The following is an 18562-nucleotide window of genomic DNA, read 5'->3' on the forward strand; positions in this document are numbered from 1 at the left end:
CGTTAAAAGCTCACTCTGAGTGAAAAGTCCAATTCATGTTCTTCTACATCCAGATAATCAGGCGTTCTTAGTGCGTGAGCGTAGGAAACATTCAAATTCAAAGATTCGTAGTACAGCTGAAGCCCCAAAATAGAACCGGCCACCCAGTCTGTATGATGGCGCTCCAGAATATAGGGGGTGTTACTTGCGCCAACATCCAACCCAAAATGCAGCTGCGCCCCAATTCCCCAAGGCAATTGCCAAGGTAAAGGAGCATGAAAATCAGTACGTAGATAACCGCCTCGATATCCAGATAACCCCTGCGATAGCCCTCGCACAGAATAACGACCACCGACACTGACACCTTCCGATACCAGTATCTGATTCGGGGCATATAACAGGTGCAGACTGGTGCGGTATTGGATTGGGTGAGCTAGTAACTCGAATTTCGATGAAAAGCCCACATCAGCAAAATATTTGGTGAACTGAAAATCGTCTTCGGCAACAGCCAATTCGCGTTTGGCATCCCACCATGGAACGCTTTTGTTCACATGCAAAGTGGCATCCAATGAGCCTTCTGGAAGGTGATGAACATAGGTTCCCGCCAAATCCCAGATGTAAAGAATGCGCGAAGATGTTTCCAAAAAGACATCTTCTATGTAGTTTTTGCTTTGCTTACGGGTAAAGGCGAGTGAAAGCTGTAGTTTCTCGGCCTGATCTCGCATCAGGGTGTAATTGGCAGACAAACTGGAGTTTAGCGAAGTGCCATGTGTAAGGAAGTTAACTTCAGTGCCTATGACTGACTGCTTGTACTCGAAATAGCTGTTATTCAAGCCAAACATCCAGTAACCATAAGGCATGGAAGCAACCAGAGAATAGCTACGAGATTGAGCAACAGGAAGATCATGTCCGCCAACATTAGACGACACAGAAGCAATTAAACTTTCGTTCAAACCAAGCAGGTTTTCGTAGGTAAAATTGGCGTCGGCCTGGTATTCACCAGTATCTGACACCCCGGTATTATTGATGCCGATAGAGCTGCGCCACTGACTCGCTGGCTGATTTTGAAGGCCAACGATGCTTCCTCCTTGCTCTTTACCCGGCTCCATCGCCATGGTTGTGGTGTTTTTGCCCAAGCGATTGAGATTCTCCAGCCCCTGCTCTAAATCACGAATATTGAGTTTATCTTTCAAATCTACAGGAAACGCTAATGCCAGTTCCCTTTCGCTAAGGGTGTTGTCATTGGATTGAATACTTTCAACAAAACCTTCAAGTACAACTAGTTCCAAGTCCCCATCAGATAAGTCTTGCTGAATAATATACGCACGGCTGGTGACATAACCGTTTTCCAAATAAAGATTCGATAACTCAGATACCAGATTATTAATATGAGTGAGTGTCAAACAACGGCTGGTATATCGGCTGGTGATTGCCTGAACAATGTCATTGGAAAAAAGAGTAATGCCGTCAATGTTGACGGTATTAATGGTAAAGCAGGTTGCATCTTCATCTTCGACCTGATTGATTTGTTCAGGTTGATACTCTTGTTGCAGGAAGACATCTTTACGTTCAATGAGAGGTGATAATTCGTTTTGGATCCGATCATTACCTTCTTTAATGATCCTCTCATGACGGTTATTGATTGTATCGGTGATAGATATACCGGTAGGAGGAGAAGATAAATTTGATGCATGAGTGTTCCCTGTTACGCTTCCCAAAGCGAAACACAGCAACAAACCACAAATTCTAGGACTATTCCTTTTAATACAACTTTCCATCTTTCCTGTAACTGCTTTCCAAGTTAACTCGCTATACCATCAATAAAAAATTCTTTTTATTTCAATATTTTAATGCGAAATCATTTATCTTCAATTCACTTAACATTCACCAGTTATACTGACACTTTCTACTTATCTGATTTACAGAAAACCATATCGACAGCATTTGAAACATCTAGCCACTCTTCAAAGAAACTAAACAAGTGCTTCATTGATGAATAATTAGACAAAAGTGACATTGACATGATTTGTATAAAGGCCACTAAACACCCTGAACGGTTATAAAAAAGACCAAACCGGCAAGAATCGAGGCGATTTTACACATTTTTTGAGCAATAGGAAGAGAGGAAAAGTGGAGACAAAACCACATAAAAGATATTTTTATAGCCACAAATAGATGTGATTAATTTCAAAATTAAAGCTTAAAAGTTCAGCTCTAATAAAAAGAATGAGGGGGAAATTAGCGTAACATTTTATTTTAAAAGCAATTTATGCCAGCACATTCTGTTATGAAATGATCGAAGGTGAAAAATATATTACGCTTAGAGTGGACTTGATTATGGCACTTGTCATACCAGTTAATTATAATTTTTAATAACAAGGTATTTTTAAAGATACCATTGATGCCATTTATATGTAATTAAACGTCCCCCTTCATTCTGATGTTTGCCTTGTAAACTACAAACGGAAAGTTCAAATTTAACGACAAAAAACACGGTAGAGTTATTCACAAAAAAACGCCGGAGCTCTTTCGAACTCCGGCGTTTCAATCAGAAATGAATTGCTTCTATGCGTTAATATCAGCAATCAATATCAGCTTACATTTCGCCTTTTACGCCAAATGAAACCGTTTTGCCCAATTCGTCAATCAAGCCCAATTGCTTCTGGTCGAACAAGCGTACATCACGTAACTCATAAGGCGCATTAACTTTAGCATTCGCCAAAATCGCCGCGTCAAATGGTAACTTGATGCTGTCAGCACCCGCAGTGGTGTTTTGCGCTGCATGCGTTTCCATTACAGGAACCATCTGACCACGAGCATTCGTGCCGTATAAAGTAGCACGTACTTCGTAACGGCTCGCTTCTTTCGCCAAAATGTTGATAGTCGCGCTCAAACCATTGTTTTCGCTCATGCTTGCACTTGTCAGGTCTGCACTGTTACGTGACAAACCGAAAGCCACTTTCGCACTACGACGTACTGTTTCACCATTTTGCTCACCAGTAGTATGAACACGTAGTTCATACAAACCATTGATTGGTGATTGAATGGCGTTAACGTCTGCAACACTGAACATCAGGTTGTCGCCGCTACCCATTACATTAACAGGAGTCGTTTCACCGTTAGGCGCTACCAATTCTGCAGAAGCTTTCAACGCTGATGCGCCTGGCAAAGTTGCACTCGCTACTACGCGGTCTTCTGCTGTGAATTGTTGACCTTTGATGTTCAACGCTAAATTGTGCTTGGAGTTTTTCTCTTTAACTGTAATCACGTAAAGAGAATTGGCATCCAGCTCTTGCTCGGTTTTCAACATCAATGCGCCTGCATCACCGTCTTGACGTGTCGTCAATGCGATAGTGTTAGCGAACAAACCTACCTGTGCCAGCTCATCCGCAGATACGCGGTTAGCAATCACAGAAGCGGCCGGGTTGTTAACGTGAGCCAATTGCAACAAACCTGAATCCAGTTGTGCCTGCTCTTTCGCGCCTTGAGCAACCAAAATGGCTACTTTAGCTTGAGTTGTATTCAGCAACACACCTTTGTTCAACTCTGCACCCGTCGCTTTGAACCAGTATTCGTTGCTCTTAACTTCATGCAATTTTTCTGATTGCACTTCCAACGTCGCATTCGCTGCAATCGGGAAGCTGAAGTTCAAATAATCGTTACTCGTTTGAGTATCCAGCACTTGTGCTGAAGCCATCGCTGAGGCAATTAGCGAGAAGCCTAATGTTAATACTTGCTTTTTCATGTCAGGCTCCTTATTAGATATCCGCACGGATAATAGTGTCTAGGTTAAAGCAATCACGACGTGATTGGTGATGGCTCAATGGCTCACTGCCCGCAGTACGTGAAGTGTCATAGAACCAAACGCTACCGGCACCGGCTTGAGAAGTACACTCAAGGAAACCGTCTGAGCAGCTCGCCAACCAGTTTTGAGTAGTTTCAAGAGCAACCTGATACTGGTAACCACCGCAGTAGCTATCGCTGTCCCAAATTGCAGAATCAACATCTGAACCTACAACCGCTTTGAAAGTCTTAGGTAACGCTGGGCGGCCAGAAGTACCGTACAGGTTGTTAGCGTTGTATGAAGCCATCCAGCTGGTTTGCTGCATTCTTACTGCATCACTTTGGTAACCCAGGATCCAGCCAAGAATTGATTCAAACACAGTACCGTTCATTACGGCATTCGCCAAAGGAGTACCTTTGCTTGAAGGAGCCAACGCGATAACTTTGTTAATCTTGTTGATGATGTTTGGATAACGTGAATCATAAGTAGGGTTAGACATGATCCAGCGAACAACGTTACCACCATTAGAGTGAGTAATAACGTTCATGGAAGTAATCCCTTTAGCGCTAATGAAAGAGCTCAATTGACCAGCCAGACAACCAGCTGCGCCGCTTGTCCACATGTATTGTTCAAAGTCACAGTTAATCACGGTGTAACGAGTACCGTTACCAGACATGACTGACTGAACAAAACTACCAGTCCAGTAATCATTGTAGGCGTCAGTTTGTTTACCTGTACCATGTACAAAGGCAACCCCCATGTTTGCATTACTGAACGCTGAGAAGCCCAGCAACAGTAACATTGTGAAGTATTTTAATGTTTTCACTTTGTTCACTCCGATCTTGTTAATTTGCTTCGTTTTAATTAGGCACATCTGAAAACGAATCTAAGTACTGTTGTCTTACCCGTCTCGTTAAAAGCTGACCAAGCGGACAAGATCTAACAATTAGCAATGTAGGTTAAATTTATTACCGTGTAAAGCAAAAAGAAATTCTTATTTTGTCTAATGAAGAAGATTAAGTTTGTGATGTGTTATTAACCTTTGTTATTGATATTTATAAGAAAAGATTATTTCACAAACAAAAACGCCGGAGCTCTTTCGAACTCCGGCGTTTCAATCAGAAATGAATTGCTGCTATGCGTTGATATCAGCAATCAATATCAGCTTACATTTCGCCTTTTACGCCAAATGAAACCGTTTTGCCCAATTCGTCAATCAAGCCCAATTGCTTCTGGTCGAACAAGCGTACATCACGTAACTCATAAGGCGCATTAACTTTAGCATTCGCCAAAATCGCCGCGTCAAATGGTAACTTGATGCTGTCAGCACCCGCAGTGGTGTTTTGCGCTGCATGCGTTTCCATTACAGGAACCATCTGACCACGAGCATTCGTGCCGTATAAAGTAGCACGTACTTCGTAACGGCTCGCTTCTTTCGCCAAAATGTTGATAGTCGCGCTCAAACCATTGTTTTCGCTCATGCTTGCACTTGTCAGGTCTGCACTGTTACGTGACAAACCGAAAGCCACTTTCGCACTACGACGTACTGTTTCACCATTTTGCTCACCAGTAGTATGAACTCGTAGCTCATACAAACCATTGATTGGTGATTGAATGGCGTTAACGTCTGCAACACTGAACATCAGGTTGTCGCCGCTACCCATTACATTAACAGGAGTCGTTTCACCGTTAGGCGCTACCAATTCTGCAGAAGCTTTCAACGCTGATGCGCCTGGCAAAGTTGCACTCGCTACTACGCGGTCTTCCGCTGTGAATTGTTGACCTTTGATGTTCAACGCCAAATTGTGCTTGGAGTTTTTCTCTTTAACTGTAATCACATAAAGAGAATTGGCATCCAGCTCTTGCTCGGTTTTCAACATCAATGCGCCTGCATCACCGTCTTGACGTGTCGTCAATGCGATAGTGTTAGCGAACAAACCTACCTGTGCCAACTCATCCGCAGATACGCGGTTAGCAATCACAGAAGCGGCCGGGTTGTTAACGTGAGCCAATTGCAACAAACCTGAATCCAGTTGTGCCTGCTCTTTCGCGCCTTGAGCAACCAAAATGGCTACTTTAGCTTGAGTTGTATTCAGCAACACACCTTTGTTCAATTCTGCACCCGTCGCTTTGAACCAGTACTCGTTGCTCTTAACTTCATGCAATTTTTCTGATTGCACTTCCAACGTCGCATTCGCTGCAATCGGGAAGCTGAAGTTCAAATAATCGTTACTCGTTTGAGTATCCAGCACTTGTGCTGAAGCCATCGCTGAGGCAATTAGCGAGAAGCCTAATGTTAATACTTGCTTTTTCATGTCAGGCTCCTTATTAGATATCCGCACGGATAATAGTGTCTAGGTTAAAGCAATCACGACGTGATTGGTGATGGCTCAATGGCTCACTACCTTTAGTGCGTGAAGTGTCATAGAACCAAACGCTACCAGCACCGGCTTGAGAAGAACACTCAAGGAAACCGTCTGAGCAGCTCGCCAACCAGTTTTGAGTCACTTCAAGAGCAACCTGATACTGATAACCACCACAGTAGCTGTCACCGTCAAAAGGAGAAGATTCTACGTCAGAACCTACAACAGACTTGAAGGTTTTAGGTAGAGAAGGACGACCAGAAGTGCCGTACAAGTAGTTAGCATTGTAAGAAGCCATCCAGCTGGTTTGTTGCATTCTTACTGCATCACTTTGGTAACCCAGGATCCAGCCAAGAATTGATTCAAACACAGTACCGTTCATTACGGCATTTGCCAAAGGAGTACCTTTGCTTGAAGGAGCCAACGCGATAACTTTGTTAATCTTGTTGATGATGTTTGGATAACGAGAATCCCAAGTAGGGTTAGACATGATCCAACGAACAACATTACCACCATTTGAGTGAGTAATAACGTTAAGAGAAGTAATGCCTTGCGCATTAATGAAAGAAGTCAATTGACCAGCCAAACAACCTGCAGCCGGGCTTGTCCACATGTACTCTTCAAATTCACAGTTGATGATTGTGTAACGGGTGCCGTTACCAGACATGACAGACTTAACGAAATCGCCAGTCCAGTAATCATTGTAGGCGTCAGTTTGGTTACCTGTACCATGTACAAAGGCGACCCCCATGTTTGCGCTACTAATCGCTGAAAAACCCAGCAACAGTAACATCGTCAAGGATTTTAATGTTCTCACTTTGTTCACTCCAATCTTGTTATATTACAACGACTTAACACAACTGAACTGAGAAGCTGACAGGCGTTGCAAATACATTATGAATTTGTCTGTCACCCTACATCCTCATCTCAGAAGGCTGTTCCAGATTAAGCCGACCTTTACTACGTTAGTGTAAATTAGTTACCGTGTAAAGTGGTACGAGCTCTGATCTGAACAGAATATTTATTAAACAGGCTGTTTCACATTTTTACAAGTGTTTCACAAAATTTTTACATCCCTTTATTTTCAAGGCTTAGAAGTATTTTTACCCTACAAGGAGAACAGAAATATTTTATTCAAAAAAATTTCGTTTACACTGTTTACAAAATTACAAACGCGAAATATTTCATATACATGAAAGTTCAAAGACATTTACGCTCAGTAAGCTACTTTTCGGCCATTTTATCTGCAATATTGCTCACAAATGGAGCTTCGGCGAGTTCCCTTTATCTCGGATACAGTCGCTCGGAACAAAATTCAGTAATAGGTGATCGTGAGTTCGATTTAAAACCCGATGGAATGAGTTTTTTGGCTTCATTTGATATATCCGATGATTGGGTGATAAGCCTGGATGTGGGTAGTCAGGAAGATGACGTGCAGGTAAATAACAATCTGCATGCCAGTTCAAACAACGATAGCTGGGGAGCGGGTTTAAGCTATTATTGGGAAAATTGGGTCTTTACCTACAATTATTCAAATTGGCAGGACGAGTTGGTCATTATTGGTGTACCACCCGATGGCAGCAGACCACCAATGACGGTTTATCGCCAAACCAACGATTCCCCTACCCATGCATTTAGAGCAGGATATTACTGGCAAGGAGCAGACTGGCAGCTCGGGGTATCAACAGGTATTCATTTCAATGAATGGGAACAATTCACTCAATTTAATAATCCTCAAGACCCCAGGCCGCCACAAGATGCATTAGATGAAGGAGAAACCACTTTTGTCAGCATTAGCGCCAATGGGGCTAAATTCTTCAGCCTGAACAATTCTCACGACTTGGTCATCGGAAGCAGCATATCCTGGAATGAACTGACCAATGATGACGCCAATGCAGTGGTACGCAATGGCAGACCTGTTAATCAAATTCCCAACCGTAACGCTATCAATCGATTAAATTCCAGTGTTGTATCTGGCTCTGAAAGTTACGGTCAAGCTAATCTGTATGCTTCATGGAGCATGACCAGCAATTGGATGCTTGATATCAGCCTTGGCAGCGATTTTGGTGATAGTGACAGTAGCCAGTTCTGGTCTTTGAATATAGGATACGTGTTTTAAATTTTCTCGTTTTCCAACGAATTGACTATCGTCAGGGATCTTTTCATGCCCCAACAGCCAAACACTGTAGATATGCCCATTGTGGATCAATCCAAACATCCCGTCACATTGGACATAGTAGATAACATTGCCATAGTAACTTTGAATCGACCAGACAAGCACAACGCACTGAATATGGATATGTTTAAGGCCATTGATAAAGTTTCCGGCAAATTACGTAAAAACAAGCATATTCGAGCCGTTATTGTGCAAGGAAGTGGCGTCGATTTTTGCACCGGGCTAGATATCAAATCGATCCTGACCAAACCGCTGAGTGGCTTAAAACTGCTTTGGAAATGGTTTCCTGGCTCTTCAAACCTGGCACAAAGAGTCAGTACCAATTGGCGCAAAATTCCGGTTCCGGTCATCATGAGCATTCATGGCAGATGTTGGGGCGGTGGCTTGCAGATCGCACTTGGCGCAGACTTTAGAATTTGTACTCCTGATAGCACTCTTTCTGTCATGGAGGCTAAATGGGGCTTGATTCCCGACATGGGAGGAACGGTAGGCATGAGAGAAATTGTGCCTCTGGATAAAGCCCTCGACTTTGCAATGACCGCAAGGGAAATCACGGCTCAAGAAGCGCTGGAATGCCACCTGATAACCGAAATTAGTGACAATCCGAAAGAGCGCTCTTTAGCGCTTGCTAAGCAAATCGCAGAAAACTCACCAGATGCAGTTGCAAAGATAAAGCGAGTCTTTCATAAGTCCTGGCATAACAATGATTGGGCAACGCTGGCAAGAGAGTCTTTCTGGCAATGGTTTATGTTGCTTGGAAAGAACCAGCGTATCGCAGTGAAGCGTCATTCCGGAAAATCGGATACACCATATAAGCCTCGTTCTTAAAACCAGGTAACTTGTGTACTCAATCGGGATTAACTGAATAGAAGGTTCCCATTAGTTTTAAATACTAATGGGAATTAATAATCTTTTAAGCAAAAACATAATAATCCGCATGAATTAACGTCCAGCATTAAGTTCAGCTTGAACTCTATTGGCGAGTTCCCTTAACTTATCAAATTCTTCATCATCAAAATATCGCGGTTTGCGATCGATAATACACAACGTGCCTATACGTAGCTCGTCCCGGATGATCAATGGAGCACCTGCATAAAAGCGTATTTTAGGCTCTCCTGTTACCAAAGGATTCGTAGCAAAGCGAATATCTTCCAAGGCATCAGGAATATATAAAATTTCGTCATGATGAATTGCATGACCACAGAAAGAAATATCGCGATGTGTTTCAGATACATCCAATCCCTGACAGGATTTAAACCACTGTCGATCAGCATCAACAATGCTGACCAGTGCGATAGGGACTTGATAATACTCTTTTGCTTCTTTGGTAATATCATCAAATCTTGATTCAGGAGGGGTATCAAGAATATTGAGCGAATCTAATAAACAAAGACGTTCTTGTTCATTACCGGGAATTTCAGGTTTCTTCATGTTGGCTTAATTGAGATATATTCATTCACCCTAAACATTGGGCATTAGTATCTCAGCATTACCTTAATTAAGCCACCAAAAATAGAGTATCTGTTGCTTAGCCTTATATGATGATCTCATTCCCTTTATGTCACCAAAGTGCTTCAAGCGAATCGGAACAATGACTCTCCCCTGCTACCTCGCCCGAGTTACTTCATTTTAGTTACGGCGAGGCTTGGGAGGTCTTGGAACAGGGCGCCCTTCTGATGGCCTTCTTGTTTTGAATTTATCTCTGAGCAGCTTTTGCTTCTCAGGAGGAAGTTTTTTGAAATTATTATATGCCCGCTTGATTTTATCCCTCTCACCAGGAGGTAAACCTTTAAAGCGATCAAATTGCTGGCGTAAATGATCTCGTTGCTCTGGCGATAGCGACTGCCAATGCTGGAATTTTTGAGCGACTTTATCTCGCTGAGACTGATCCATAGACAACCAACGATTTGCTCCAGATAAAAGCCTCTCTTGCCTTTCAGCTCCCAAATTACCCCAATTATCTTTCACCCCAGATAACACCTTTTGCTGTGCAGGTGTTAATGACTGCCATTCGACAGCATGGGCTAATTGCGACAAGAAGACACAAAGCACAAGCAAGACAGCATGAAAAATTCTCATTGCTTGCCTCCTTTGCCGTCTTCATCACTTGGATTGGATAGATTGGAATTCTGCGGTTTATCACCACTAATCAACACTTCGGATGAGTGAGATGATTCAGAAACAGCAGTATCATTAGCCGCCAGATTCGATGTGTCGGTGGCATCAATCCATTCCCCATTCACATCCTCCATATCAGCCAGGTACTCCAGAAAATCCATGCTCAGTTGAGTCTGGTCTTCTTGCGCCATTGCCGATGGAAATAAACAGACTAAGGCCACCATATTACAACAGTGCCTCTTCATCTTGTTGAGCCAACCAATCTGCGAATTCAAGGTCTTGTGCAAACTCCATATCATTGATTAAGGCCATATCGTCAACGGACATATCTTCCATCACTAATTGAACAGGAAGTTCCGGTATCGCCTCATTGGATTGATAGCTTACAAGCAGCGCAGCAACTAACGCAATAGCCAGGGGTGTTCCCAGTGCTAAAGCAGGCATGCTCCATGAACGCCCGAGGCTCTTGGCACCTTTATTAAGTTTGGCGTTTCTGGCCTGTGTTCTTGCTTGCATTAGAGCCCTTTGCCGAGCCATAGCAATATCCTGTGTAACCTTTTCAGGTAAGGCATCGTTGGACGCATCAAGTTGTTCTATAACCTGCTTGGTCAGTTGCAGATCATCAGTCGATTTATCAGATCTGTACGTCATATTCTTCACCCAGGAGTTCTCGTAGTTTATTCACAGCCCTGAAATAATGCGTTTTGACACTTCCCTCGGAGCATCCCATTGCCTTAGCCGTCTCAATCACAGACATACCTTCCCAACTACGCATTAAAAAACATTGTTGCTGTTTTTCTGGTAACGCTTGCAACGCTTTTAATACATGAGCCTGCATTCTTTCTTTGCCAACATCCAGCTCAGGATGATTTTCATCATCATCGCTCCATTCTTCGATAAGGTTGTCATGGTCATCTGATTTCCAGAAAAATAACAAATTCTTCATTTTGTATTGACGCTGAAAATCACGAATCCTGTTCTGCAATATTTTATAAAATAATGGCTTCCATTCATGGCTCGGACGATCTTCATAGTTACTCACCAACTTCAACATGCTGTCTTGCAGTACATCGATAGCATCCGCATGATTAGATAGCGCTAACAAAGCCATGCGATAGGCTTTTTTCTCAATACTCTGCAAAAATGCTTCAATAGAAACATCTTCCAGAGATTGTTGTTCAGCGCTACGTAGCATTAGATTATCAAATCGCATAAGAGTAATTTGTCTGCACTCTAACCAAACAAGCTATTCTTGAGCAAGTCGAATAGTCTAGTCACACTCAAACGACCACGTTTTATTGATGAATTGTTCCTCATCTTTCTTAGCCCCACATTTATTCCCACATTTCCTTTCTTACCTGTTAAAACGCCGCAACGGGCATTCGGTTGACAAACAAATTCAAAAATATTTCACATTATGTATTTTGGTGGCAAAAGGGTTTGACAAATGCTGTCGAAATATGCAGAATTCGCACCCTTGAAAATATAGTTGAATCGTTTTGGGAGTTTCATCTTGGCTAACATCAAGTCTGCTAAGAAGCGCGCGATACAATCAGAAAAACGTCGTCAGCATAACGCTAGCCGTCGTTCCATGATGCGTACCTTCACCAAGAAAGTACGTGCAGCCATTGAGTCTGGTGATAAAGCAGCCGCAGAGCAAGCATATGCTGCAGCTACGCCTATCCTTGACCGTATGGCTACCAGAGGTTTGATTCACAAGAACAAAGCGGCACGTCATAAGAGCCGTTTAGCTTCTCAAATCAAAGCGTTGGGCTAATCGTCATCGTTTCGAAAAAAAGCGCCTCAAGGCGCTTTTTTTATGTCCGAAAAAAGATTTAATTGACTCACCCCGGCTAGTTTAACCAAGCGCGAGGCTCAACTGAATTTGAATCATATAACACCGGATATAGGAAACGCCCTTCAACACCGTTTTTCTCTGCTATTACATGCATTTGATTGGAAGTGCTTAAAGAAGTAAATGTGATAAAAACTTCGACAGGCTCAAGAGGATTTCCCAAGGCTTGTAAAAAAACATCTTCCGTAACAGTTATTATACTTCTCCCTGGCACTTCGCCTAAATCAACATAACTTGCAACTTCTTGCGTGCTACCGTCAATATACCAGCGAACTTCTGCACTGACATTTGCCGATTCAAATTCTTCATTCACCAAAGTAATCCAAGAGCTTGAACCTGATTCATTTAATTGCATTCTTGGTACTTTTGCCTGCAAGCCATTGTACTTCCATCGACCAGCGTCTGTTTTCTCGTCAATAAGTACCAATTCATGCCCGTTAGAAAATTCTAAAACTGTTGAAATCATGAAGCTTCGGGTTTTAATCATCTCTCTATGATCAATTTCTCCGTTTAGAGTCGCAATAATTTGATTAGATGCAAAAGCAAAGGCATCGCTCGCACTTGCCGAAAATTGCCCTTGATTTTCTGACAAATCAAAAGAACCCCTAACAATATTTCCTGTTTTAAAAACAAGGGACTCTATATTGCTCATATCTCCTTGCAATTCAATGCGCACCAGATCCTTATCACGCAAGCTTACCTTGTTATCAAGTGGGAGATTTGAAAAATCAAGTACAATTTGATCACTCAAATTACCATTTGTAAAAGTTTGAGCATTACTATTTCTGTCGATCACTGCATCCGCCAAAACATCAACCGAGGCAGAAAATTCGTTCATGTAACTGAATAAATCCACACCGTCATAATACTCGTAAATACCGATGTAATCTCTGCCAGCAGCTTCAATCTGAACAGTTTCTCCTGCAGCCAATTCTGGCAAATTTATGTTTATGGCATGACCTGGAACGGAAGCCCCTGACAAGATATATTCATCAGATGCATCTATTCCTGCAGAAGTTAATATTACGAACTCCAATTCTGAAGAGCCTGCAACTTCCTTATTAATTAACACAAAATCGTTAATTGAACCTGTAGCGGCTCCAGCAGTGCTTTGCTCCAATACGTAATCCGAATCGGCAAACGTAGCCCCGTTTGTTAACGTAATATATATGCGAAAATGATATCCCATGGAATAATCGGGATTAATTACTATTGAATTGGCAGTAACATCAGCTGTAGCTCTCCCTGTACTTGCCAATTCAACGCTGACGGTTTCCAAAGAGATGAGTGATTCACCATCCAAGGTTCCAGAAGATACATTAAATGACATAAGAAAAGTTGCAGCGGCTATTCGTCCTAAATATTGCTTTTTCATTAATTAGCTCCGAACACCTAGCCTAAGGTAAGCGAAAATTGGCATATCCTCAAAATCATCAAGGCTCAGTTAAACAACCTCATTATTTAGTGCCAGTTTCAGTATAACTATTCAACACTATCGATTTCTCTATATAATCAGACATAATAAAGTAAAAACATTTTTATGGAATATAAAAATATTCATGGCAGTTCAATCAGTTCCCTCAAAAACACTTCTCATATCGGCAATATTTTCACTGTTAGTTGGTTTTCCTTCACAGGCTAACAGCGATAATGTGGAAAAATTAACAACAGCCTCAAGTAACAGTAACTTAGCCTACGAAATTGTGAGCTCCCTGACTTTGGAAGTTGGGCCAAGAATAGCGGGTAGCGAAGGCGACAAAAAAGCCGTTGCCTGGGCAGAAGCCAAGTTCAATGAATTAGGGTTTGATAAGGTTTATAAACAACCCGTGCGAGTCCGTAATTGGTCTCGGGGTTTATCTGAAGCCAAAATCCTCACGCCCTACTCTCATAATCTCGTCGTTAGTGCCTTGGGAGGTTCCATTGCAACGCCAGAAAAAGGCTTGCAGGCTGAAGTGGTCATGGTGGAATCGCTAGAAGCACTACAGCAGACTCCAGCAGATGATGTTGCAGGTAAAATCGTATTTATTAACAAGAAAATGGAACGAGACAAAGCAGGGAAAGGATATGGCCCTGTCGTAGTAGGTCGCTCACAAGGCGCAATTGAAGCTGCTCGCTCTAATGCTGTTGCAGTGCTAATTCGCTCTGTCGGTACGGATAATTCACGCTTTGCTCATACCGGTGCTATGCGCTACAGCCCGGATGTACCCAAAATTCCAGCAGGTGCATTATCTAATTCAGATGCAGATGTGCTTGCCGCAATAATTGAACAAGGCAATCCCGTAAAATTATCGCTTAATATGCAAGCGAAAGAACACGGCTGGCAAACGTCTTACAATGTGATTGGTGAAATCACCGGAACAGAGAAACCGGAAGAGGTTGTATTAATAGCCGCACATCTGGATTCCTGGGACGAAGGCACTGGTGCTCTGGATGACGGTGCAGGCGTTGGTGTTGTTATGGCTGCTGCTAAACTGATTAAAGAGACAATGGGTTCACCCAAACGTACTATTCGAGTTGTTCTTTATGCTAACGAAGAATTCGGTTTGGTTGGCGCAAAACAATATGTTAAAGACAATCTTGATGATTTAAAGAACATCATTGTTGCAGCTGAATCTGACTTCGGGGCAGGCAAAATTTATCAATTCGATACTCGCTTTGCAGAGCAAGCTTTACCTTTCGCCAAAAAAGTCTCGACCTTACTTGCTCCATTAGGCATTGAAGAAGGCAGCAACACGGCAACGGGCGGGCCAGACATATACATGCTTCCCAGCCACGGAGTGCCCGTAGTATCCTTACGTCAGGATGGAACCGAATACTTTGATTATCATCACACGGCTAACGACACCCTGGATAAAATCGACCTTGAGGCTATCAGGCAAAACCAGACAGCCTACGCCATATTCGCCTATATGATGGCAAACAATGATGTCGATCCTCGCCCGGCTCCTGAGCTGGAACCGGTACAATAAACGACAAAACAAGCGCACATGGAATTAAAAAACATTAAACGAAAATATATTGTTATGGGTATTGGAGGACTTTTGGGGCTGGTCTTGTTACTTGTGCCGAAGCCAGAGCTAATCCGATATAAAAGTGCCAATATTGTTTCAGAAGCGGTTTATTGGGATGGATTGGGACATTCAGGAATATTGTCAGATGCCCATGCAAATTTTGTAAAGCTGGATTACGAAACAAACCATCTACACATTTGTTATGGCATAGAAAATGAGAACCCTGACCTGAATTCATCCAGCTGTCAGGTATATAAGGTTATTGAAAACAGAGGCTTCTCTGGAGCCATCGCTCACTTTTTAAAATAATCTTCAATAATGAGGCGCGGGAGAAAAGCTCCCGCTCTTTACAAAATCAAGTTCAATGAGCACTTCACATCGTATAAATTGTCACCATACCGTCATCCATTATTAACGTTTTTGTCATCGCCCCTTTTTATTATTCTTTCAAGCCTCTCGGGAGATAAACGCGATGACAGTAAAACAACATTACCGCACCGTTTGGATATCAGACATTCACTTGGGATACCGCGACTGCAAAGCCGAATATTTGCTCGACTTTTTACACCACACCAAAATAGAAACCTTATATCTGGTAGGCGATATCGTTGATATGTGGGCGATGAGCAAACAGTTTCTGTGGCCAAAATCCCACAATGAATTATTTCATTACCTGATAGGACTCCCGGAAAAAGGCACAAAAGTTATTTATCTTCCCGGAAATCATGATGAACCGGCACAAAAGTACGACGGCATGATGTTTGGCGAAGTGGCAATTCATCGTCAGTGTATTCACACCACAGCCGCCGGCAAACGCTTGCTTCTGTTGCATGGAGATCAGTTCGATCAGGAAGTCTGCTTTGGCCCCATTCACACCTGGATTGGTGATAAAGGCTACGACCTGCTTCTATTCCTAAACCGTTGGTACAACAAGGCCAGAGCCTGGATAGGCTTTCCTTATTGGTCACTGGCGGGCTATATAAAAAGCCGTATCAGCGGGGCAAATAAGGCCATTGAACGCTATCGCAATGCATGTATCGATAAAGCTAAATCGATGGGACTAGATGGTGTGGTATGTGGTCATATTCACCACCCGGAAACCATTGAGCAAGAAGGAATCACCTACTATAACGACGGTGACTGGATCGAAAACTGCTCAGCCTTAACGGAAGACTCCAAGGGTAATATCGAGCTGGTTTACTGGACGCAAATACGCTCAAAAGTAGAAATACTTCAACTCGACAGACAACTGGAACAAAAGTCTTCTGGGCAGAAAGCCGCTTAACGCGTTGCTTTAAATCGGACTTTTATTGTCATCAATCTGACATCTGTCCTGCACAGTTTCGTAACACAGTCCATTTATATTGCTTGTGGAACAAAAACATAGGTAATAACGACAAATGTTCACTGTTGATGAAGTGCTCACCAAACACTATCCCCAGTTGGCAGAACGCCCCTGGTTGTTCAAATCCCTCAGCTTTATTCTACGCCACCTGTTACATGAATCAGAATGCAAGGAATTCGGCGAGCGCTACCCTCACCTGCAAGGGATTGATTTTGTTGAACAAGTGCTTGAATACTTTAACGTCAGCTATTCTGTTCGCGATACCGAAATAGAGAACATTCCCACCGAAGGCCCTGTTGTTATTATTGCCAACCACCCTATTGGTTCATTGGATGGACTCGCGCTTATCAAACTGGTCAGCGAAATCCGCCCCGATGTGAAAGCTATCGCCAATGAAATGCTGATGTCTTTAAAACCCTTACGTTCAATGCTGTTACCGGTGAATGTCATGACTGGCAGTTCTCGCAGAGAAGATATTGAACGTATTAATCAGCATATTAATAGCGGCAAAGCACTTATTGTTTTTCCTGCGGGCGAAGTCTCTCGTTTGCGTCCTCATGGCGTGAGAGACACCAAATGGCACACAGGCTTCGTACGCATGGCAATGTCAGCTAAAGCACCGATACTGCCAATTTTCATTGATGCCAAGAACTCCCCCTTATTTTACAGCGCGTCCATGCTCTACAAACCACTAGCCACCATGCTGCTAGTGAAAGAAATGTTTAAACATCGTCGTAGTGATTTGCCCATGCGTATAGGCAGATTGATCCCCTATGAATCCTACGGTGACATGAAGATCTCCATTAAAGCCAAAACACGACTTTTCAAGCGTCATCTTTACCGCATAGGCAGCAATAAATCGGGTATTTTCAATACCCAAAATGCTATCGCCGCTCCGGAAGACCGAAAAGAGCTGGCAAAAGCCATTAAAACCAGTTGTGAATTGCTGGGATACACTGCCGATGGCAAAGAAATCCATTTATATCGTTATCAGGGAAGCTCTCCTATTTTGCGTGAAATAGGCCGTTTGCGAGAAATCGCTTTTCGGGCTGTAGGAGAAGGATGCAATAAACGTCGAGACACCGACCAGTTCGACACGGAATATTTGCACCTGATACTGTGGGATAAGGAAGATTTAGAAATTGTTGGTGCTTATCGCTTGGGTGACGCCAAAAGGCTCATTGAAACCCACGGCAAAGATGGGCTTTATTCAGCCACGCTATTTAATTATGACGACGCTATGACGCCCTATTTTGAACGCGGTTTAGAATTAGGCAGAAGCTTCGTACAACCAAAATATTGGGGCAAACGCAGCCTGGATTATCTTTGGTATGGCATTGGCGCGTTCCTAACACGTTACCCACAGTATCAATATCTGTTTGGGCCTGTCAGCCTGAGCAACAGCTTCCCGGAAGCAGCGAAAGAATTGCTGGTCGCCTTTTACCAAATTTACTTCGGTAACAAAGACAATATTGCCGTTTCCAAATGCCCCTACAACTTGCCCAAAGAACTACAAAGTGCTTTTAGTGGAGCTGATTACAAGGAAGACTTCACTAAATTAAAACACCTGTTAGCCAACATGGGCGTTGCGATCCCGACCTTGTACAAACAGTACACCGAGCTATGTGAGCCCGGTGGCGTACAGTTTCTTAGTTTCGGCGTAGACCCGGATTTTAGCGATTGTATTGACGGTCTTATTCTGGTTGACCTACACAAGCTAAAAGACAAAAAACGCCAGCGTTATATGCCTGATACCATTCAACAAGAGGTTGCCTAACGGCAGCCTCGGTTTTACTTCCTCCCTATCCTCCCTATCCCCATTCGCCATCCCCCATTCGCGTGCGCAATAATTTATGCATACGAATTCAATGCCCTAAAACTTGTCCCTCAGCCCACAACCCGATAACGTTTATCGGTTTGTTAACAATTTG

Annotated in this window: 18 protein-coding genes; 7 read left to right on the forward strand and 11 right to left on the reverse strand. The window is 42.9% G+C overall.

The genetic code is table 11. From position 1 onward, the window contains the following. Positions 1-2: 2 nt before the first annotated feature. The 5 genes from KIH87_RS12920 to KIH87_RS12940 form a co-directional block, all read right to left on the reverse strand. The gene (locus tag KIH87_RS12920; RefSeq protein WP_232358282.1) at positions 3-1757 is read right to left on the reverse strand and encodes a ShlB/FhaC/HecB family hemolysin secretion/activation protein; all 1755 of its coding nucleotides are present in this window, start codon (positions 1755-1757) and stop codon (positions 3-5) included. Between the two features lie 818 nt (positions 1758-2575). After that, positions 2576-3724: a DUF4785 domain-containing protein gene (locus KIH87_RS12925; protein WP_232358283.1), complete on the reverse strand. Its 1149-nt coding sequence runs from the start codon at positions 3722-3724 to the stop codon at positions 2576-2578. Between the two features lie 13 nt (positions 3725-3737). After that, a complete protein-coding gene (locus tag KIH87_RS12930) occupies positions 3738-4565 on the reverse strand; it encodes a lipase family protein (RefSeq protein WP_232361481.1) in 828 nt (275 codons plus the stop codon). Positions 4566-4929: 364 nt separating this feature from the next. Continuing rightward, positions 4930-6078, reverse strand: coding sequence for a DUF4785 domain-containing protein (locus tag KIH87_RS12935; protein WP_232358283.1), 1149 nt, complete (start codon positions 6076-6078; stop codon positions 4930-4932). A gap of 13 nt (positions 6079-6091) precedes the next feature. Continuing rightward, positions 6092-6919: a lipase family protein gene (locus tag KIH87_RS12940; protein WP_232361482.1), complete on the reverse strand. Its 828-nt coding sequence runs from the start codon at positions 6917-6919 to the stop codon at positions 6092-6094. Between the two features lie 573 nt (positions 6920-7492). Here KIH87_RS12940 and KIH87_RS12945 point away from each other — a divergent pair. Beyond that, positions 7493-8245 (forward strand): TonB-dependent receptor, encoded by a 753-nt coding sequence (locus KIH87_RS12945; protein ID WP_232358284.1) that lies wholly within the window; start codon positions 7493-7495, stop codon positions 8243-8245. A gap of 45 nt (positions 8246-8290) precedes the next feature. Next, a complete protein-coding gene (locus tag KIH87_RS12950) occupies positions 8291-9130 on the forward strand; it encodes a crotonase/enoyl-CoA hydratase family protein (protein WP_232358285.1) in 840 nt (279 codons plus the stop codon). A 114-nt stretch (positions 9131-9244) separates the two neighbouring features. Here KIH87_RS12950 and KIH87_RS12955 read toward each other — a convergent pair whose 3' ends face one another. The 5 genes from KIH87_RS12955 to KIH87_RS12975 all read right to left on the reverse strand — a co-directional run bounded on the left by KIH87_RS12955 (position 9245) and on the right by KIH87_RS12975 (position 11633). Then, positions 9245-9733 (reverse strand): GAF domain-containing protein, encoded by a 489-nt coding sequence (locus KIH87_RS12955; RefSeq protein ID WP_232358286.1) that lies wholly within the window; start codon positions 9731-9733, stop codon positions 9245-9247. A 198-nt stretch (positions 9734-9931) separates the two neighbouring features. After that, a complete protein-coding gene (locus tag KIH87_RS12960) occupies positions 9932-10381 on the reverse strand; it encodes a DUF3106 domain-containing protein (RefSeq protein ID WP_232358287.1) in 450 nt (149 codons plus the stop codon). After that, positions 10378-10644: a hypothetical protein gene (locus KIH87_RS12965; protein WP_232358288.1), complete on the reverse strand. Its 267-nt coding sequence runs from the start codon at positions 10642-10644 to the stop codon at positions 10378-10380. The genes KIH87_RS12960 and KIH87_RS12965 overlap by 4 nt, the downstream gene beginning before the upstream one ends. A 1-nt stretch (position 10645) precedes the next feature. After that, complete coding sequence (locus KIH87_RS12970) at positions 10646-11071, reverse strand: DUF3619 family protein (RefSeq protein WP_232358289.1); 426 nt, start codon at positions 11069-11071, stop codon at positions 10646-10648. Next, positions 11055-11633: an RNA polymerase sigma factor gene (locus tag KIH87_RS12975; RefSeq protein ID WP_232358290.1), complete on the reverse strand. Its 579-nt coding sequence runs from the start codon at positions 11631-11633 to the stop codon at positions 11055-11057. Before KIH87_RS12975 ends, KIH87_RS12970 begins: the two co-directional genes overlap by 17 nt. 300 nt (positions 11634-11933) lie before the next feature. Between KIH87_RS12975 and rpsT the strand changes: the two genes are divergently transcribed. Next, positions 11934-12197 carry a 30S ribosomal protein S20 gene (gene rpsT, locus KIH87_RS12980; RefSeq protein ID WP_232358291.1) on the forward strand — a complete coding sequence of 88 codons (264 nt, stop codon included), beginning with the start codon at positions 11934-11936 and terminating at the stop codon, positions 12195-12197. Between the two features lie 76 nt (positions 12198-12273). Here the strand turns inward: rpsT and KIH87_RS12985 are convergent, their stop codons facing one another. Continuing rightward, positions 12274-13650: a hypothetical protein gene (locus KIH87_RS12985; RefSeq protein WP_232358292.1), complete on the reverse strand. Its 1377-nt coding sequence runs from the start codon at positions 13648-13650 to the stop codon at positions 12274-12276. A 184-nt stretch (positions 13651-13834) separates the two neighbouring features. Here KIH87_RS12985 and KIH87_RS12990 point away from each other — a divergent pair, with 184 nt between their 5' ends. The 4 genes from KIH87_RS12990 to KIH87_RS13005 all read left to right on the forward strand — a co-directional run bounded on the left by KIH87_RS12990 (position 13835) and on the right by KIH87_RS13005 (position 18408). Beyond that, on the forward strand, positions 13835-15244 hold the full coding sequence (locus KIH87_RS12990) for a M28 family peptidase (protein ID WP_232358293.1): 1410 nt from the start codon (positions 13835-13837) through the stop codon (positions 15242-15244). 18 nt (positions 15245-15262) lie between these two features. Further along, complete coding sequence (locus KIH87_RS12995) at positions 15263-15595, forward strand: hypothetical protein (RefSeq protein ID WP_232358294.1); 333 nt, start codon at positions 15263-15265, stop codon at positions 15593-15595. Between the two features lie 163 nt (positions 15596-15758). Then, on the forward strand, positions 15759-16571 hold the full coding sequence (locus tag KIH87_RS13000) for a UDP-2,3-diacylglucosamine diphosphatase (RefSeq protein ID WP_232358295.1): 813 nt from the start codon (positions 15759-15761) through the stop codon (positions 16569-16571). Between the two features lie 115 nt (positions 16572-16686). Further along, positions 16687-18408 (forward strand): GNAT family N-acyltransferase, encoded by a 1722-nt coding sequence (locus KIH87_RS13005; RefSeq protein ID WP_232358296.1) that lies wholly within the window; start codon positions 16687-16689, stop codon positions 18406-18408. The last annotated feature ends 154 nt before the right edge of the window (positions 18409-18562 follow it).

The sequence above is a fragment of the Paraneptunicella aestuarii genome (assembly GCF_019900845.1).
Classification (GTDB): domain Bacteria; phylum Pseudomonadota; class Gammaproteobacteria; order Enterobacterales; family Alteromonadaceae; genus Paraneptunicella; species Paraneptunicella aestuarii.

Bases quoted from the DNA above. Each gene is read 5' to 3' on its own strand.
- KIH87_RS12920 (WP_232358282.1), bottom strand. From the start codon at position 1,757: ATGGAAAGTTGTATTAAAAGGAATAGTCCTAGAATTTGTGGTTTGTTG.
- KIH87_RS12925 (WP_232358283.1), bottom strand. From the start codon at position 3,724: ATGAAAAAGCAAGTATTAACATTAGGCTTCTCGCTAATTGCCTCAGCG.
- KIH87_RS12930 (WP_232361481.1), bottom strand. From the start codon at position 4,565: ATGTTACTGTTGCTGGGCTTCTCAGCGTTCAGTAATGCAAACATGGGG.
- KIH87_RS12935 (WP_232358283.1), bottom strand. From the start codon at position 6,078: ATGAAAAAGCAAGTATTAACATTAGGCTTCTCGCTAATTGCCTCAGCG.
- KIH87_RS12940 (WP_232361482.1), bottom strand. From the start codon at position 6,919: ATGTTACTGTTGCTGGGTTTTTCAGCGATTAGTAGCGCAAACATGGGG.
- KIH87_RS12950 (WP_232358285.1), top strand. From the start codon at position 8,291: ATGCCCCAACAGCCAAACACTGTAGATATGCCCATTGTGGATCAATCC.
- KIH87_RS12955 (WP_232358286.1), bottom strand. From the start codon at position 9,733: ATGAAGAAACCTGAAATTCCCGGTAATGAACAAGAACGTCTTTGTTTA.
- KIH87_RS12960 (WP_232358287.1), bottom strand. From the start codon at position 10,381: ATGAGAATTTTTCATGCTGTCTTGCTTGTGCTTTGTGTCTTCTTGTCG.
- KIH87_RS12965 (WP_232358288.1), bottom strand. From the start codon at position 10,644: ATGGTGGCCTTAGTCTGTTTATTTCCATCGGCAATGGCGCAAGAAGAC.
- KIH87_RS12970 (WP_232358289.1), bottom strand. From the start codon at position 11,071: ATGACGTACAGATCTGATAAATCGACTGATGATCTGCAACTGACCAAG.
- KIH87_RS12975 (WP_232358290.1), bottom strand. From the start codon at position 11,633: ATGCGATTTGATAATCTAATGCTACGTAGCGCTGAACAACAATCTCTG.
- KIH87_RS12985 (WP_232358292.1), bottom strand. From the start codon at position 13,650: ATGAAAAAGCAATATTTAGGACGAATAGCCGCTGCAACTTTTCTTATG.
- KIH87_RS12990 (WP_232358293.1), top strand. From the start codon at position 13,835: ATGGCAGTTCAATCAGTTCCCTCAAAAACACTTCTCATATCGGCAATA.
- KIH87_RS12995 (WP_232358294.1), top strand. From the start codon at position 15,263: ATGGAATTAAAAAACATTAAACGAAAATATATTGTTATGGGTATTGGA.
- KIH87_RS13000 (WP_232358295.1), top strand. From the start codon at position 15,759: ATGACAGTAAAACAACATTACCGCACCGTTTGGATATCAGACATTCAC.
- KIH87_RS13005 (WP_232358296.1), top strand. From the start codon at position 16,687: ATGTTCACTGTTGATGAAGTGCTCACCAAACACTATCCCCAGTTGGCA.